Here is a 17494-nt window from a genome sequence, read left to right as displayed (position 1 = left end):
TAAGTAAGCATAAGAATCGCTAACCACCCAACATCCCCACCACTTTCTACTTGTGGCTTTACACCTTCTGAGTATATGAAATAAAGTACCGAAATCTCTTCTTTGGAACTGCCTAACTAATGGGAAAGTTTACGGTTACAAATCTTTTTCATAATCCTCATCTATTTCATGAGCTATATTTTTCATATCTTCACATTTATTGTTTAAATAATTAGCAAATATGTAAGCGGAGTTGTTATTTAGGTAGCAGGTATCATTATCAGAAAAGAAAACTTTTAGCTCATCAATGGTATATTTAATTATTTTCATTTCGTATTCAATGTTCATATAAAATGGTAAAATATTTCTCTTTTTAAGAAAGGCTTCAAATTTTTTAATAATGTCATCAATCATCTCAATATGAGTTAAACCAATTCTCTTGTCTGATGAAGAGCATCCTTCAATTACCTTTTGTTTTATATAATCTGATTTTGAAAAAATATCAACTAGCTTCTCGGCCCTAAACTTTGCTTTGTGCATATTCTGTTCCTCAATCAATTTATTATAGATTCTTTGCAAAATGACTTTATGACATTCTCTCTGTATTTTGATCAATTCAGTTATATCTATATATTCACGTTTATATAATTCGTTTTCATCATTACCTGCTATCATCAAAATAAAACCATTTTTACTCATAGACATCCGTTCAATAAAATTACTTGTCGTTTCCACATTTTTATCACGTTTTGTTGGATGTCCAATTGAGTCATTTCGAATATGTCTGATTTTTCCCAGTTTATCATTTTTTTCCCGTAGTATTTTTAATGACTCCGTCATGTGTTTTATGGCATCTTGTTGTAAAAATAGACATTGTAGAATTCCATAAATAAATATATAAATTAACCCTTTATCGGAAATATCATCACAACTAAGGTAACTTTCAATGGCTATCTCCGTATCTCCAATAACATCAAGAGAACTGCATAGTTGATGCCATAATTTCGTATCTTTTATTAAAATATTCTGTTTATTTTGATTGTTTATTAAATCTCTAATCTTTCCTTCTAATGTTGCAACATCACCCATTATAAGTTTCTCCTTTTATTAAAAAATAAGTAAATATCATTTAATATATCATATAAAGACCTCTGCATAACTTAAAATAATGAATATTTTTAGGATTACTTAAGGGGAAGGACTCCATCCTTCCTGTTGGAGCAGTCTGAAAAACTGCTCCAACGCTAAAAACTATGATTAAAGAAACGGAATGATTTTCTGAACTATGATATAATGAATAAATACATAAAATAGAGGCGGATTACTTATTAACTTTGGCAATGCAGTTTAAAAGAGTGATGAAATTCACTAAAAATCATACTCCATCATTAAAATGACAGTATTAAAGAGGATTAGGCAAAAGATAATTGATAAGGATTATTACATATCTTCACACGCTGAAGATGAAATGTTTGATGACGGATTAAACAGAGATGATATTGAAAATGTAATATTGACAGGCAGGATAGATAAAAAACTTCTTACAGACGTCAGAGGGACGAGATATAGGATAGAAGGTCTTTCTTTGAATGGAGAGATTGTATATGTTATATGCCGGTTCAAAGAAAATGGAAATCTTATAATAGTTACAGCATATATGGTAACGGAGGGATTATGATTTGTGAATTTTGTGGTGGCAACACTACCGTTAAAAGAGTCAAGAGACAGCATTGGCTTCATGACAGGTTATATATCGTTGAAAATGTTGAAGCAGAAGTCTGTACAGAATGTGGAGAAAGATATTTTCATATAAAAACACTGGAAAACATTGATAGAGTTCTTGGTAGTGAACATAAAGTAAAAGAAAAAATTGGTGTCGAGATTGTTACCATGTAACAGTGTCAACCAAGCGCGGAATTCTACATAATTATAAAAAAAAAGTAGCTTGTTTTCCTGATGATGTGTTAAAATCTCGGCACAGTGCCTTATTTTTGGTTTAGCAAATTGTGCAGGATGGGTATATATAGTTGAAGATACTACAGATAATATATGAAAGTGCGGGTAGTCCTTTTGGATTTGGAGGGGCTGGGGTAAGGGCGTACGAAATATACAGCAGGCTTACCGAACGGCACGATATAACCCTGTTGTGCATGAAATATAAGGGAGCAAGGGATGGGGTTAAAAACGGTCTTAAACATGTCTTTGTCGGCATTGAAAACAGAAGTCTCACCAAAAGCGTTATTGCCTATACGTTTAAAGCAGGGCGGTATGTAAAGAAATTTGGTGGCAATTTTGATATAATAGTTGAAAATTTCCTTCCGTCAACACCTTTTTTCTCTAAATTTTTTACCTCCACCCCAGTGGTGCTTCAGGTGCAGGGGATAATGGAAAAGCACTCGTTTAATAAATTCAGCCCGCTCTACTCTATACCCATGTACGGGGTGGAAAGTGTTTATCCAAGCTTTTACGACCGGTTGCTTTTTGTCTCTGAAGTGACAAGGCGCAAGGTCATGTCTAATGTCTCAATGGGAAATGCAATAAGCACAGTCATCCCTAACGGTGTAAATCAGGAACTTTTGGAGGTTGAACCGGTTGAAAAACCATACGTGCTTTTTTTCAGCCGCATTGATATTTACACTAAGGGACTCGATATATTAATGAGGGCTTTTAATGAGATAGCTGATAAGTATCCCGATATAACACTAAAACTAGCCGGTTATGAATTTGATAATGCCTCACTTCTGATAGCAAGGCAGAATCAAAAACTCAGACAGCGGATTCAATACGTTGGGTTTGTATCGGGGGCCGAAAAAATAAAACTCCTGCAAGAGGCGATGATTGTGGTGCTGCCCTCACGGCATGAATCCCAGCCAGTCAGCATATTAGAGGCAGCAGCTTGCGAAAAGCCGGTTATAGTCAGTGATGTTGACGAGCTCTTGTTTGTCAGTGAAAACGACATCGGGTTGACATTTAAGTCTCAAAACTATGAAAGTCTCGCTGCTAAATTGCAGCAACTGATTGGCGATCAATCACTCCGGCAGGCTTTTGGAAAACGAGGCCGCGCCTATGCCTCTAAATTCCTCTGGGACTCTATAGCGCTAAAATACGAGAGTTTTCTGACAGGCTTTGTGCAGTAATTGACAAACTCAGCTTAAAGTTTATAAACTTAAAAAGCAGTTTTTACAGAGACGTTAGCCGTTTCGAGTGACACTGTGTTGCGGGGGTTCAAAAATAAGAAACAATGGAGGGTTTTATGAAAAGTATAGTGTTTGGCGTTTTGGTAGTCACCTTGTTGTCGTTATCATACGGAATATTTACAGCAGCCGCAGAGGAGGCTATAACATACACACCTCCTAAGCTTGGAATGCCCACTGTGCGTGTTGGAGCAGGAACTCGAACTATTGGCGGCAATGCCGATGTCTTATTGGCTCTTGTACCAGAACATGCGGGCTTAACCTCAAAAACACAGCCAGCCATTTGTTGGTACATGTCCAAACCGAGAAAGGCAAAGTTAGAAATTAGGGCACTTACATCTGAGGCAACAGCCCCTGTATTAGACAAAGAGATTGCAAAGCCAGCCAGGGGTGGGATTTATTGCGCTAACCTGAAAGACTCCGGAGTTACTCTTGAAAAGAAGGCGGAATATAAGTGGTTGATTTCGGCTATTGATGAAAAGGGACAAATTTCAAAAGGCATCTACGGTGGCGGAAATATAATTGTAACTGAACCCTCAGATGAATTCATAAAAAAAATATCCGAAGCAAAGGATACTCAAGTGCCCTTTGTAAGCGCAAGCAGTGGATATTGGTATGATGCAGTGGAAAGTGTTTCTGAATTAATAACAAAACACCCTAAGGACAAGAATTTACGAGGTATCAGAGCATCTCTCTTACAGCAGGTTGGACTGGAACAAGCGGCTGCTTCTGATAAAAAGACTTCAAAGAGATAAAACAATATAGCCTTTGTGTTGTAAAACACGCTGCAATATTTAAAAAAATACCGCAGCGTGTTTTTTTACTTCTTCTCATCGCATTCCTCCGGTCTTCTTTAAACCACACAAGTTAAAAAAAAATAAAAAAAAATAAAAAAAGTATATTTTATACTTGACATTTCTAAAATTGTGTGCTACGATACGCACGTGCTGAGCTTAAGCCTCAGATAAAGCCGTGGGAACTGCTTCTGAGGTAGTAAAAATCTAATTTTTAGATTTGATCTTATAGTTTTTAATAAGGAATCAAAGATGCTGAAAATGATGCTAAAAAAACTTTTTGTACTAAGCGCACTTTTTGTATTCCTGTACGGATGCGCAGAACATCAGGCAAACAAAGGGGATTTTTACTATGCTGATGGAAATTCATGGAATAATAACGAACTAAAAGCAAACTTGCTTGATACTAAAATACAAAACGAATCTGCAACGGATGAATTCTCCTCTGCCAATACTGCTGAACACTACTATAATAAACTCACTACAGAACCTGAGGAGAACACTCATGCCTCAAAAAAGAGTGTTATTGAAATCAATGTCCCTAAGGTGTCGCTCCACTACCTAGGGCTGCGTTACAGACGTGGTTCAGACCCTGATAAATCCCCATATTCTGACTGTTCTCATCTTGTCTGCGCTATAACTAAAAGAAGTTTGACCGACTCTGGCTACACATTTGTTCCGAATTATATTCCGTCACAGACTATTCAAGCTAACTACACATACACTATACAGAAAGAAGAAGTAAAACCCGGAGACCTTGTCTTTTTTAAGAAACCATACTACGCTAAACACAAAAAGTGCAGAGGAAAGAAGTATTCCAAAGCAAAACACCCCGCCGGATCAAGAATTTACCATGTTGCAATAGTAACAAAAGTTAATGGCGATACAATATACTTTACACACGCCTCCTCCGACTATGGAGTTGTTGAAACTTCTACCAACTCCAGAGACTGGCATTCTTACTGGGAAAAACATTTTCACTCCTTCGGCAGATGGCGCAAAGATGTCTTTGCAAAATCTGACAGTATCGCTAAAAACAACAGCAGCAGCTCTGCCGATCTCAATTGAAAATCGGTATAGGTGCGTTAAGCTGTTTTATATGGGATTCCGACGGTTTGTATGATTTAAGCAAACCGTCAGGGTTTGTCGTATAAGCGTTTTTACTGAGTCAAAGAAATCAAACAGCGTGCGGCTATTTAAATCATGAATCCGTCTTTTATAAAAAATATACTGTTTTCTATTGTAGTTGTTTTTTTAGCCTTTCTGTATGTTGGAGTTAGCCGTGCCTATCCTTTTTATTTCATCTGGGACATGGACCATTCGGTTACTGTGGATTTGCTTTTTTTGCAGAGTGGCCGTCTTCCAAGTAATTTAACGCACCCTGGATATGGTTTAAAGTTTCTGCTGTTTTTTATACAAAAAATCGGTTATCTTACTGGCGCCCTTTCGGTAAGTGATTTATCTAGCGTTAATTTTTCCCTGAATCCAATTATATGTGTAGCGGAATTGACTGATTTCAATCGTCTTGTGTCCCCGTTCTTAGCTTTATCCATAGTGCTATTATTGTGGGGGTCACTTGAGGTTTATTTTAAGCCTGATTTTAAACTTAGTATTTTTATACTGCTCTTTCTGGGTCTTGAGGAATCACTTATTTACCATTGCAGTATGATACGAAGCGAGCTTTACAGTGTTTTTTATCTTTGTTCTGAGGTGTTTTTTATATTGCTTGCAGCTAAAACTCAAAAGTTGAGTGTAAAAACCATAAGCTTAGTGATAGCAGGTACTCTGTCAGGGTTAGCATTTATGACAAAAGTGCAGGCTTATATACTAACTGCTTTTTTTCTCCCATTGCTCACATGTTTTGTCCTTTATGTCTGTGAACCACAAAAAAAAGAGACCGATGGTGTTAAAAAAATGCCGGTTTGGCTGTTTGCCGTCAGTATTTTTAATACAGTTACAATGGGAATACTACTTTTTAGTGCCTATAATTTCATAATGCCTGAGGAGCTTACACTTCTATTTACTGGTGTTTATGGATTTACCAAAATTTCAATATCCTTTACAATAATGCTTGGATTTATGTTCTTTTTTACAACACTTTTGTTTTTTGTGAAAAGATTTTATGGGAATTTCGTGCAAGCTGTAGTGTTTGTTAATCTCATGCTATTTGGGTTTATTTTGTCTGTTTTTTCTCATTTTTTACTGCTTAAAAGCACATCGTCTGGTTATGTTTACCTTTTAGCTGATCTCAAAGCAGTGTTTTTTGATCCTCTATTTACGGGAGCAGGTGGTTTTATGGGCTATTTTAATAAGACATCTGAGCAATTCCTGTATAATCCTGCACTTTTTATTACTAATTTGCTGTTAATTGCTTTTTTAATTTCAGGGTACTTTCTGAAGCTGATACGGGCACAATGGATGGAGTTTGTAATACTTGCGGCTGTCTGCTTTTTTTGCTATCTTAACATTTTTATAGGCACACGTTTTATTTTAAGAGATCATATATGGGTAGAGGTGTTTGCTAATTTTTTAAGTCTTTTTCTCTTTCTCTTTATAGCGTTAAGGCTTGTAAAATTTAAGAAGGTGTTTTCAACTGCTTTTATCGCTATTTTTATTTTTTTATTTTATATAAACGTTCTGCACTCAAAGGAAATGCCCATAAGAATTAATGCTAACTATAACACCTATGGATGGAAAATCCTTTTTACACAAGTATATTGTAACAATCCGTATGAGTACTACTTTAGTGAACCTATGGTAAACAGCTACAGTATGAACCTAAGTGAGGAGGGGCTTATGGAGGCTGCTAAAAGCACAGAAAATTATAGGTGGAAAAAACATGCTGCAGCTTTTGTATTTCCCGGAGTTAATCTAAACTTGCGGCATATTGGCTATGTTGCTAAAACCAGGCCAGTATGGACAGACTTACTCTATGTGAGAATTGCTGATTTCCCTGATGTATTAAAAGACGCAATGGTTGTCGACGTTTTGACTGCCTTAGGGGATAAAAACACTGCACTGCCATTTTATTTTGACCCCAAGTCGGTCATTTCTAATGACAAAGAGTTATTTTACCAATCTGAGTATCAGGATAAGCTCAGAAAGGAAAAAAAGAGCGGATTTCTGCCTGTTCTAACACGACAGGACTTAGATGTTTACTTATTTGTAGATAAAGTTGATTTCCCACAATTTAATAAGACACCGGACACTAAGAGTTTAACAATTAAACTTTTTGCTCTAAACTCATACTACGAATACAGCGGCATTAAAATTGACAAATATACCGAGTTGGAGCTTAAAAAATTTACTAAGAGATATTTTTTTGTGATTAAAAACAATTACCACAATTTTTACTGTATTCCCTCAAACAGGGCAGAATACTAACGTTTTAGCCTTGTCTCCTGTTCTCCACATTTGTTATACTTATAAGGTAGCAATGCAAGAAGTAAGTGCAAAAGACCAGGTTTTTTATGATAAGCTCTGGAAAGAGTGGGATGATATGCATTATTATTCTCCTGCTCCTCGGATAAGACGCGAGAGAATTATTGCACTCCTTAAAAAAGTACCGTTTAAATCCTTACTTGATGTGGGATGTGGAAACGGTGAATTTTTAAAAGATGTAGGAAACAGTATAGGCAACATATCACTTGCAGGAGCAGATATATCATCAAATGTCATAGAGAGCACCAGCAAAAGATTTAAAGATATGAAGTTTTATCAGCTTAACCTCAACGAGGAAACACTGCCTGAGAAATTCGACGTTGTAACCAGCCTTGAGGTGATAGAACACTGCTGCGATTACACAGATTCCGTAAGAAGGTTGGCAGAGATGACAAGAGGACGCCTCATTATCTCAGTCCCCTGCGGGCCGGTGTTTGCAATAGACCGTATTGTGGGACACACTAAGCATTTTACGGCTAAAGAAATACAAAACGCTATCGAAAAAGCTGGTTTAAGGGTTATCAATATTCAGTGCTGGGGATTTCCGTTTTTTAACCTCTATAAGCACGCTATCAATATATCACCTGAGAAAATGACGGAATCATTTATGTCTGAAAAGCCATATACATGGAAACATAAGCTGCTTTCCAATGCTGTTCACTCAGCGTTTAAACTCTGCTTTCCGTGGGGCGGGTATCAGTTGTTTGCCGAGGCTCAGCGTTAACCGTTTCTAAACTGAATCAGTAAGGATAATTACAGATAAAAACGTATTACATTATGGATGCCTTTTGCTTGATTTTTTAAGATCGTTAAACTTATAATATTTGTGCAGTGGAATATGAAGTGACGGAGACTCATAACGATTTCTACAAGCGATGGAATGCTCTTGCTAAACCGTATTTCGGCCTGCAACTGAGACAGTTTAACGGCTCTGTAGGAAAACGAGTGTGCGATATAGGCTGCGGCTACGGTAACTTTACTGACTTATTACAAGACAAAGACCTGTATGTCGGAGTTGACAGCAATTCTGAGTTTATCACTGAATTAAAATTAAAATATATGGACAGATCTAATATAAAATTTCTACATCATGACATAACCGACGAGGTTGCCGTTAAGGAGCTAAGAGCACTAGAACTGGACACCGTTCTGTGTATGAATCTTCTTGAGCATGTTGAAAATGACTCTGAAGTTGTAGAAAATATTTGTAACGTGCTGCCAAAAGGCGGTACCTTATGTATTTTAGTGCCGGCTTTTCAGTTTCTTTTTGGTACGCTTGATACTTTTGGTTTTCATTACAGAAGATATACGAAAGCCTCTCTAAAGAAAATACTTTCAAATCAGCCACTTGAAATACTTAAGATGCACTATTTCAATTTTCCTGGGGCCTTGGGCTGGTTTATAAAGGGGCGTATTCTTAAGCACAGCACACATACAAACGATAACTTTCACGTAATGAACGCTATTATACCACTGGTGGAAAAGATAGAGGGAATTATAAAACCCCCGATAGGGCAATCTCTTGTGGCAATTGCGATGCGCACGTGAGCACTAAGGTGGAACTGACAATTCTCATGCCATGCCTTAACGAGGCAGAAACACTGGGTATCTGTGTAGAAAAAGCGATGGGATTTATAAAGCGCTCAGGAATTTCAGCTGAGGTACTGGTGGCAGACAACGGCAGCACGGACGGCTCTAAAGAGATAGCCATAAGCCATGGAGCTACGGTAATTGATATAAAAGAACGCGGCTACGGAGCTGCTCTTATGGGAGGCATTGCGCAGGCAAACGGAAAATACGTGATAATGGGCGATTGTGATGACAGTTACGATTTTACAAATCTTGAGCCATTTGTCGAAAAACTTCGTGAGGGCTATGAGCTGGTAATGGGAAACAGATTTAAGGGCGGGATAAAAAAAGGCGCCATGCCTCCTCTTCACAGATACTTCGGGAATCCTTTCCTTAGCGGCTTAGGACGGTTGTTTTTCAGAAGTCCTGTCAGAGATTTCCAATGCGGCCTCCGCGGTTTTAACAAAGAATCAATCGAAAAGATAAACCTTCAAACGCCTGGTATGGAGTTTGCCAGCGAGATGGTTGTCAAGGCAACACTGTTTAAGCTTAAACTAACAGAGGTTCCTACCACTCTTTCCCCTGACGGCAGAAGCAGAGCACCGCATCTGAGGAGTTTTCGTGACGGATGGCGTTATCTCAGATTTCTCCTAATTTTCAGCCCCAGGTGGCTTTTTCTGTACCCGGGAATACTGATGATTTTTATCGGCACACTCTTAAATGCACTGATTATGCGGGGCCCTATGCCATTTCTGGGCGCCAATCTTGATATACACACCATGCTTTACGCATCTGCTGCGATAATAATTGGCGTACAGTCCGTTGTGTTTGCGCTGTTTTCAAAAGTATTTGCAATAAACTCAAAGCTTGTTCCGGATAACGATCGTTTTATAGAAATTGTTAAATCTTTCACTCTTGAAAAAGGCATAATTCTGGGAATGCTGCTTACATTAATAGGACTTGTAAGCTCTGTGTATGCAGTTGAACTTTGGAGCAAAGCAGCCTTTGGAAAGTTAAACGCTGCCATGATGATGCGCATTACGATACCTGCTGTCACCACTCTTACTGTGGGAATTCTGATCATTATTTCAAGCTTTTATCTGAGCATTCTTGGACTGAAATCAGATATAGAAACACAGCAGTCACTTAAGAAATGGCCAAAAAAATGATAGTATCAAAAGGATTTACCCTCGTTCAGGTTGTTTTAAGCAATTTTTATTTTTGATTCATACCACGTAGCTGCCAAAAAGGTAATATAATGTAATGGTGGAGAAAAAGGACTGGATCCCGCAACAAGTGCGGGATGACAAAGGGGTGGTTCTTATCCTGTCATTCCTGCGAAGGCAGGAATCCAGTATTTTATTTATATCTTTGAACGCAACTCGGTATAAGTGCAGCAATAAAAAGTTATCTCAATGAAAAGAACACAGAAATATCTCATAATAGCCCTGTTAATCATTGCCACTGTCAGGCTGTTTTTGGTGTCTAACATGTCAATAATTGCCTTTGGCATAAATAACATAGACGATGCCCTGTTTGTCAGGCTTGCCGCAAATATTTTAGGCGGCCTTTGGCTTGGTCCTTACAATGAGCTTACACTTATCAAAGGAGTGTTTTTTCCCTTGTTTATTGCCGCGAATTTTTTAATTGGCTTACCTCTTTTGCTTACTCAACATCTTTTCTATATTTTTGCAGGGTTGGTCTTTTCGTACACAGTCTATGGTATTACAAAAAACACGGTTATTTCAGCCGTTGTTTTTGCTTTTTACACATTTCTCCCGCTTCTTACCTACTTTGAGTTTACCAGAGTTATAAGAGATGGTATTTATGTATCTGAGGTAGTGTTATTGTTCTGCTCTTTATTTGGGATGATTCTTTACAGAAATTATAAGTGGGCTGTTTTTACAGGACTTTCCCTGTCAATGTTCTGGTTTACACGTGAAGAGGGAGTTTGGGTGCTACCATCAATTGCAATAGCTTATTTTGTTATCTTTTTTAAACTGAGAATTAACAGCAGAGATACAATACTCAAAACTCTAACCTTGTTAAGCATGCCAATTGTAATACTATTACTTTTTTCAGGTTTAATCTCTTACATTAATAATGTGCACTATGGTAGCTATACAGTAAACGAATTGAAAGAGAAATCCTTTCTCAAGGCTTACGGAGCAATAAGAAGGATAAAACCAAAAACGTGGAAACCGCAAGTGCCGGTTCAGTTGTCCACTATGGAGGAAATAGCAAAACATAGTCCTTTGTTTGCAAAAATAAAAGCTAACATCAACCCTGGATGGCCTAACGAAAATGGAGATATTTTGGGAGGATGGTTTCTTTGGGCTTTCAGAGGGGCGGTTGCGCGTGCAGGATACTATACATCAGCTAAGAATGCTTTGAATTTTTATGAACTGTTGGCACATGAAGTTAATGGTTTGTGTGATAGAAAAGTTCTGGAGTGTACCCAAAGCCGCGAGACTCTCATGCCTCCAATATGGAAATATGCCTTAACTGACTTTATAAAAAGCTTTTTCACGGCAGGAACGACCGCTTTTAACAATATTTCCAGGATTACACCCGATGAGTTTGAAAACTCCTATGGTGACACAAAATTGCTTAATATCTTTCAAACCATCACAAATAGCAGAATCTATCCGGATACATGCTCTTGCACAGTCAGAGGCTGGGCTTTTAAGAAGGGTTCTCCGCCGCTTCAGGTAAAACTCAAATCAATTGCCGCTAACCCCTATGCTTTTCCCTGTGCGTTTCAACCCACAACTTTACAGAGATTAGACAGCTCTGATATTGTAGCTGCACTTAAAGAGCCGTCAGCTGATGGGTCCAGATTTGAGATTTATACAAAATACCATAACTATTGCGCTTTAGCCTTTTATGATAACTCATCTGTTTTGGTTGCAGAGTCTCCAATAATTAATCTAAAAGACAGAATAAAACTCTACGATAAAAACGTGAAGGTGAATTTCGACTGGGTGATTTTCGAACATGACGCTTATGATTTGCTTAAAGACATACCGGCTCTGAAGTATCAAATGCTTAATCTTATCTCTGAAACATACCATAATATTTTCCCATATCTTTGCCTTACAGCCCTTCTGTGCTACTTTATGAACCTGCTCATATTCAGGAAATTTTCATTACTGTTCTGTCTTGATACAATTCTCTTAATTGGAATTATAAGCCGTCTCATGCTCCTTTCGATAATAGATGTGACATCATTTCCTGCTATTGATAACATTTACCTTTCACCAGCTATAGTGTTGCTTTGTCTGTTTGTTCCACTAAGTATAATAGATATTTTTCTGAAAATACCCTTTGTTAATGACAGTACTTATACTGAAAAATCTGCTGTTTGACCGCTTTTTTGACACATAACATTTTTTTGACCCCCGCATAAATGCAATAATTTCACGCTTAGCAGGAAAAATCTTCCCGTTGGTTTCAACTCCGTTTTTCTGCCATCACGCTAAATAGCTTGTATTTAAGCCATTGGCACAATATTTGCTAAATAAATAGGTAAGAAAAGCAGAGGAGGTTAAAATGAAAGCAATGAACTATCTGTCATTTACGGTAATATTAGGTGTACTTGCAGCAGTGGTGTTTTCAGTGTTTAAGGGGATGGGGCTTAACGTATTTCTGAATGCCGATGCACTTGTCATCGTATTTGGCGGCACAATCGTGGGAATGTTTCTGGCATTTCCAGTAGACAGAGTGAAAAATACAATTAAGGATATAGCAGCCTCGTTTAAGGGTAACCATGACAGGGATTTGCTTGTACAAGAAATTGTAGAGTGTGCGTCGGCTAACCGAACCATGGGAATACGGGAACTTGAGGAAATGACCTCAGATATTAAGGACGATTTCCTGCGCTTTGGCCTTACACTTGTAGTCAATAACCACAGTGAAAAGGCAATTTATGAAATCATGGAGCGGGAAATGACTGACAAAATGATTAATCTTAATTTTAGTCAGAATGTCCTTAAAACCATAGCACGGCTCACACCGTCCCTGGGCCTGACCGGTACGGTTATTAGTCTCATAAAGTTATTCAGGAATTTTGACTCCATAGATGCTCTTGCCCCTCTGATGGCAGTCGCTCTGATGTCAACTTTTTACGGCGTTGTCGTATCTAACCTGATAGCGCTGCCGCTTAGCGCTAAGCTAAAAGATTACGCTATGACCTCAGAGAGTCTTATGAATGTTACGCTGGAGGGTGTAGTAGCAATATCCTCACTTGAACATCCCTCTAAGGTAGAAGAGCGGTTAAGTAGGTATGATGATATTGACGAGATTGGTTACTCCAAAAACAACTACGGCAAAACCCTTGCATTTGGAAACACTTCAAGGTAGGAGTGATAGCGATGACTCACAGAAAACTTACAGGACATTCAAAGTCATCCGGGGATGAAAACCTCTGGCTAATTACTATGACGGATCTGATGTCTTTACTTTTGGTGTGTTTTGTCATGTTTTTCATTATCACACGCAACAAGGAAAAGGCGTTGGAAAAAGCAGCCGCACAGGGGACTTTAAAGAAAGTGCAGAATGATGAAAAAGTAACCCGCGCTAAGTCTGGCGCTGTGAGGCAGCCTGACAGTAAATTATCTAAAACTGAGCAATCTGTTGAGGACTTTCAAGTGTCAGAGCAAAGCAAGGAGGCGATACAAACGCTTAACGCTGTCATAAAAGAACTGAAACTTGAAAAAAATATAACTGCAGAGTCAAAAAACCGTGAGATATTGATTACAATGAAAGAAAGTGTGATGTTTGAGCCGGCCAATGCGGAGATTCTACAGCAATCGGCGCCCATGCTTGACTCAGTAGCTGAAATAATAGAAAAGTATCCGTCTCTTATAGTAGAAATAGACGGCCACACGGATAACGTTCCGATAAAGAATTCCCGTTATCCGTCCAACTGGGAACTCTCCTCAGCCAGGGCAACAACTGTGCTTAAGTACCTTACAAACGTGCATTCAATTGAAGCGGCAAGGTTTTCTGTAAAGGGCAGCGGAGCGGAACATCCGGTTACCCCTAACGATACTGCCGAGCACAGGGCACTTAACAGAAGGGTGGAAATACGGCTGAGAGACGTAAGGACATAAACCTGTAAACGACTGAAATACTGTTAAAGAAATTATAAAAATTGGATAAGGAGAAAAACTAATATGGCAGTAAAGATTGAAAAAATATCAGCTAAATCAGCACTGAAGCGGAGCCACGTAAAAGGAGTTGACTATTTTTTAAATCCATACAGCACTTGCACCAATGGTTGCAGGTACTGTGACACAAACAGCAGTGGCTACGGTGATACGTGGGGAGAAGGTATTAACCTCATTAAGATAAACTGTGCTGAGGTGTTAAAGCGGGAGCTGCCAACTGCTGAGCGCGGCGTCGTCAGGATAAGCCCACAAGCTGACCCGTATCAGCCGGCAGAGGGCAGATACAAAATCACAAGGAATTGTATGGAGGCACTTGTCCCGTATCAGTTCCCTGTTGAATTATTCACCAAATCTCCACTGATACTCAGAGACATTGACGTACTTAGCCAGTTAGAAACACTGGAGGTTGGAATAACCATCACAACAGACAGCGACATGGTACGAAGGGCATTTGAGCCTAAAGCATCTCCCATAGCTGTGCGCATAAACATTCTTAAAGCGCTTCATGAGGTTGGCATTAACACATGCGTAAAGATTGACCCGCTTTTACCGATGAACCCGGAAAGACTGGCTGAGAAAGTACGTTTATACACAGATAAGGTAATCATAAGCCATAGTAACTCCGTGTCAAATAAAACGTTGCATCTGTATAAGGAATTAGGCTACACACAGTGGGCAGACAAAAACTTCGTTAAGGATGTTCTGGAGAGGTTAAAAGAAAGTCTGCAAGGCCTTATCTAACATGTTGTTTACCTCTTAAAAATTACACCCCTCTTAGTGGCGGTAAGTCAAACTTACCGCCTTTCTTTTTTCCGATTTCTGAGTATATCTTGTATTTAATAATAGTTTTTTAATTTCTTAGTTGATAAATACTATACCAGTTGTTGTATTATATAAGCCGAGCTTGGGCATATGGGAGAGGTTGCCGAGCGGTTGAAGGCGACGGTCTTGAAAATCGTTGTAGGGGTAACTCTACCGTGGGTTCGAATCCCACCCTCTCCGCTTTTTTTTATTAAGTAAATTGAAGTATATTTTAAATAAAAAATTCTTGACAACGTAGATATTTGAGTGGTCTAATTTACAGACTAAATAATTTGTCTTGGGACTTAGTCAACAGGAGGGATTGGCGATGGCAATAACAATAGACACATTAAAGGTATACGAACGACTCAAGAATGGCAAGTTTGAGACCGTTGCAAAAATCATTTTTCAGCCAAAACTTTACAAAAAACACAATTGTAAATATACCAAAATTCAAAAAGATATTCATATTGATTATTTAAAAGGATGAGATTGCCACGCCCCCTGCGGGGGCTCGCAATGACGATAAATAATAGTTTTTACTGTGTTTTTTATTCGTCATTGCGAGGAGCGATAGCGACGTGGCAATCTCAGCCTTTAAAAATAATTAACGTAATTATGCATATCGCTATAAGAGTTTTTTTATTGTGAAAATTCAAAATATCGAATTATGCAACGGTCTCAAGTTTGGAAATTGATTCTTTAAAAAGTCTATTACTGGATAGTCTAAAAACAAATAATAAGTTTGATTGGAACACATTAAAAGATTTTTCTAATTTTGAAATTGCCAAACCAGAACTATCTATTGTGAAAATGCCAAATAGGGATGATTTTAAATATCAACCAAATTTTACATTAATAGATAAAATGTTCCTATCGCAAAAACAAGATAAAATAAATGAAGCAAATAAGAGATATCTTTATGATTTAACAGCATATCAACATACTTTATCAAAAAACAAAAAAGCATACAATGATGCACTAAATGAAGCTGATAGGAGATATCTTTTTGATTTAACAGCATATCAACATGCTGTATCAAACAATAAAAAAGTTTACAATGATTCACTAAAAGAATGGGAGGAAAAGAGAGATGAATTCATAAAAAAGCAGGAGGAACATAATTCTAAAATAGATAAATTTAAACAAGATTATTTCGATAATATTTCATCTGCAATAAGTGAATATTGTGAAATTATTTTATCTAATTCAAACTATCCTGAATTTATTACAAAAGAATATAAAGTCTTTTATGTTGAAGATAGTGGAATTCTGATTGTTGATTACTTTTTGCCTGCGCCAAACATATTGCCGAATGTTAAGGGTGTTAAATACAATAAATCTTCAAAAGAATATAAAGTTATATGTTTGTCAGAAACTGAGCAACAAAAATTATATGACAATACAATTTATCAAATAGCTTTACGTACTATTCATGAATTATATAATGCAGACATTATTAATGCACTTAAATCGGTAGCATTTAATGGTTTGGTAAAACATATTGACAAAGGGATAGGAAAAGAAGTAACTGCATGTATTATTTCTCTACAAGCGAACAAAGAAATATTTTCTGAAATCAATTTATCTCAGGTTGATCCAAAAATGTGTTTTAAGAAGTTAAAAGGAGTCGGAAGTTCAAACTTAACAGGTCTTACCCCTGTTGCGCCTATAATTAAAATTAATCGTGAAGACGATAGATTTATTGATGCTTATAATGTAACTGATGATATTAATTCTGAAACCTATTTAGCAGAAATGGATTGGAAAGATTTTGAGCATTTAATCAGGGAACTATTTGAAGAAGAATTTAAGGTAAATGGTGGTGAAGTTAAAATAACACAATCAAGCCATGATAGAGGGGTTGATGCTATAGCTTTTGATCCAGACCCAATCCGTGGTGGTAAAATTGTCATACAGTCGAAACGTTACACGAATGTAGTCGGGGTTTCCTCTGTTCGCGATCTTTATGGCACGGTAATGAACGAAGGGGCAACAAAAGGGATTATAGTTACAACTTCACATTATGGCCCTGATGCATATGAATTTGCTAAAGGTAAACCTTTAACACTGTTAGATGGCAGTAATCTATTATATCTTTTACAAAAACATGGTCATAAAGCAAAAATAGACATAAAAGAAGCCAAAAAAAATTATATTGACAGAGGACTATAACATGGATAAGAAGGAATTGATATTAACGGTGGCAAAGGATTTGGTTGTTTAACTAAGCTGAAAGTCCGGATTTATCAGTTTTTACACATAATGTGTTAAAATATGTTTAGATAGTTGTAAATAAGTAAAGGAGGTATGGGAAAATGGCGTCTGTATTAGAAAAAGAGTTTAATTATTTTATAGAGCATCAAGACGAGCTTGTGTCGCTATACAACGGGAAATATATAGTTATAAAAAATCAAACGGATATATTCAATAAACTGTGTCAAGTGTGAAATCACCTTAAACGGTAATATCCAATTTTAGCCTACCCTCAAAAAATAAAGCAAGTTGAGAGACAGTCTGGCTCCAGTTTCTCAATGGCTGTCTC

The 17494-nt window shown here is 37.5% G+C and carries 16 protein-coding genes and 1 tRNA gene; 16 read left to right on the top strand and 1 reads right to left on the bottom strand.

All coding sequences use genetic code 11. From position 1 onward, the window contains the following. Positions 1-135: 135 nt before the first annotated feature. Positions 136-1068: a hypothetical protein gene (locus HQK88_09755; protein MBF0617082.1), complete on the bottom strand. Its 933-nt coding sequence runs from the start codon at positions 1066-1068 to the stop codon at positions 136-138. A 304-nt stretch (positions 1069-1372) separates the two neighbouring features. Between HQK88_09755 and HQK88_09750 the strand changes: the two genes are divergently transcribed. From HQK88_09750 to HQK88_09675, 16 genes are all read left to right on the top strand, one after another. Beyond that, the gene (locus tag HQK88_09750) at positions 1373-1657 is read left to right on the top strand and encodes a DUF4258 domain-containing protein (GenBank protein ID MBF0617081.1); all 285 of its coding nucleotides are present in this window, start codon (positions 1373-1375) and stop codon (positions 1655-1657) included. After that, positions 1654-1875, top strand: a complete 222-nt coding sequence (locus tag HQK88_09745; GenBank protein MBF0617080.1) for a YgiT-type zinc finger protein — start codon at positions 1654-1656, stop codon at positions 1873-1875. Before HQK88_09750 ends, HQK88_09745 begins: the two co-directional genes overlap by 4 nt. Before the next feature lie 131 nt (positions 1876-2006). Next, on the top strand, positions 2007-3116 hold the full coding sequence (locus HQK88_09740; GenBank protein ID MBF0617079.1) for a glycosyltransferase family 4 protein: 1110 nt from the start codon (positions 2007-2009) through the stop codon (positions 3114-3116). 116 nt (positions 3117-3232) lie between these two features. Then, positions 3233-3928, top strand: coding sequence for a DUF928 domain-containing protein (locus HQK88_09735; GenBank protein ID MBF0617078.1), 696 nt, complete (start codon positions 3233-3235; stop codon positions 3926-3928). Between the two features lie 300 nt (positions 3929-4228). Next, complete coding sequence (locus tag HQK88_09730; protein MBF0617077.1) at positions 4229-5035, top strand: hypothetical protein; 807 nt, start codon at positions 4229-4231, stop codon at positions 5033-5035. A gap of 135 nt (positions 5036-5170) precedes the next feature. Next, positions 5171-7351 (top strand): hypothetical protein, encoded by a 2181-nt coding sequence (locus HQK88_09725; protein ID MBF0617076.1) that lies wholly within the window; start codon positions 5171-5173, stop codon positions 7349-7351. A 52-nt stretch (positions 7352-7403) separates the two neighbouring features. Beyond that, positions 7404-8132, top strand: a complete 729-nt coding sequence (locus HQK88_09720; GenBank protein ID MBF0617075.1) for a class I SAM-dependent methyltransferase — start codon at positions 7404-7406, stop codon at positions 8130-8132. Positions 8133-8251: 119 nt separating this feature from the next. Beyond that, on the top strand, positions 8252-8956 hold the full coding sequence (locus HQK88_09715) for a class I SAM-dependent methyltransferase (GenBank protein ID MBF0617074.1): 705 nt from the start codon (positions 8252-8254) through the stop codon (positions 8954-8956). A 26-nt stretch (positions 8957-8982) separates the two neighbouring features. Next, positions 8983-10146, top strand: a complete 1164-nt coding sequence (locus tag HQK88_09710) for a glycosyltransferase family 2 protein (GenBank protein MBF0617073.1) — start codon at positions 8983-8985, stop codon at positions 10144-10146. Positions 10147-10392: 246 nt separating this feature from the next. Next, positions 10393-12345, top strand: coding sequence for a hypothetical protein (locus HQK88_09705; protein ID MBF0617072.1), 1953 nt, complete (start codon positions 10393-10395; stop codon positions 12343-12345). Positions 12346-12529: 184 nt separating this feature from the next. Beyond that, the gene (locus HQK88_09700; GenBank protein ID MBF0617071.1) at positions 12530-13339 is read left to right on the top strand and encodes a MotA/TolQ/ExbB proton channel family protein; all 810 of its coding nucleotides are present in this window, start codon (positions 12530-12532) and stop codon (positions 13337-13339) included. An 11-nt stretch (positions 13340-13350) separates the two neighbouring features. Continuing rightward, a complete protein-coding gene (locus tag HQK88_09695; GenBank protein ID MBF0617070.1) occupies positions 13351-14091 on the top strand; it encodes a flagellar motor protein MotB in 741 nt (246 codons plus the stop codon). Positions 14092-14154: 63 nt separating this feature from the next. Continuing rightward, positions 14155-14889 carry a radical SAM protein gene (locus HQK88_09690; protein MBF0617069.1) on the top strand — a complete coding sequence of 245 codons (735 nt, stop codon included), beginning with the start codon at positions 14155-14157 and terminating at the stop codon, positions 14887-14889. Between the two features lie 174 nt (positions 14890-15063). Beyond that, positions 15064-15150 (top strand) — tRNA-Ser (locus HQK88_09685). Between the two features lie 127 nt (positions 15151-15277). Beyond that, positions 15278-15439, top strand: a complete 162-nt coding sequence (locus HQK88_09680) for a hypothetical protein (GenBank protein ID MBF0617068.1) — start codon at positions 15278-15280, stop codon at positions 15437-15439. A gap of 197 nt (positions 15440-15636) precedes the next feature. Next, on the top strand, positions 15637-17124 hold the full coding sequence (locus tag HQK88_09675; protein ID MBF0617067.1) for a restriction endonuclease: 1488 nt from the start codon (positions 15637-15639) through the stop codon (positions 17122-17124). Positions 17125-17494: the final 370 nt, after the last annotated feature.

It is taken from the genome of Nitrospirota bacterium, assembly GCA_015233895.1.
Lineage (GTDB): Bacteria > Nitrospirota > Thermodesulfovibrionia > Thermodesulfovibrionales > Magnetobacteriaceae > Magnetomonas.
This window is presented reverse-complemented; position numbering and strand designations above follow the sequence as displayed.

What these genes read in the sequence shown, in the direction of transcription:
- HQK88_09755 (MBF0617082.1), bottom strand. Translation starts at nt 1,068, where the DNA reads ATGGGTGATGTTGCAACATTAGAAGGAAAGATTAGAGATTTAATAAAC.
- HQK88_09750 (MBF0617081.1), top strand. Translation starts at nt 1,373, where the DNA reads ATGACAGTATTAAAGAGGATTAGGCAAAAGATAATTGATAAGGATTAT.
- HQK88_09745 (MBF0617080.1), top strand. Translation starts at nt 1,654, where the DNA reads ATGATTTGTGAATTTTGTGGTGGCAACACTACCGTTAAAAGAGTCAAG.
- HQK88_09735 (MBF0617078.1), top strand. Translation starts at nt 3,233, where the DNA reads ATGAAAAGTATAGTGTTTGGCGTTTTGGTAGTCACCTTGTTGTCGTTA.
- HQK88_09730 (MBF0617077.1), top strand. Translation starts at nt 4,229, where the DNA reads ATGATGCTAAAAAAACTTTTTGTACTAAGCGCACTTTTTGTATTCCTG.
- HQK88_09725 (MBF0617076.1), top strand. Translation starts at nt 5,171, where the DNA reads ATGAATCCGTCTTTTATAAAAAATATACTGTTTTCTATTGTAGTTGTT.
- HQK88_09720 (MBF0617075.1), top strand. Translation starts at nt 7,404, where the DNA reads ATGCAAGAAGTAAGTGCAAAAGACCAGGTTTTTTATGATAAGCTCTGG.
- HQK88_09710 (MBF0617073.1), top strand. Translation starts at nt 8,983, where the DNA reads ATGCCATGCCTTAACGAGGCAGAAACACTGGGTATCTGTGTAGAAAAA.
- HQK88_09705 (MBF0617072.1), top strand. Translation starts at nt 10,393, where the DNA reads ATGAAAAGAACACAGAAATATCTCATAATAGCCCTGTTAATCATTGCC.
- HQK88_09700 (MBF0617071.1), top strand. Translation starts at nt 12,530, where the DNA reads ATGAAAGCAATGAACTATCTGTCATTTACGGTAATATTAGGTGTACTT.
- HQK88_09695 (MBF0617070.1), top strand. Translation starts at nt 13,351, where the DNA reads ATGACTCACAGAAAACTTACAGGACATTCAAAGTCATCCGGGGATGAA.
- HQK88_09690 (MBF0617069.1), top strand. Translation starts at nt 14,155, where the DNA reads ATGGCAGTAAAGATTGAAAAAATATCAGCTAAATCAGCACTGAAGCGG.
- HQK88_09680 (MBF0617068.1), top strand. Translation starts at nt 15,278, where the DNA reads ATGGCAATAACAATAGACACATTAAAGGTATACGAACGACTCAAGAAT.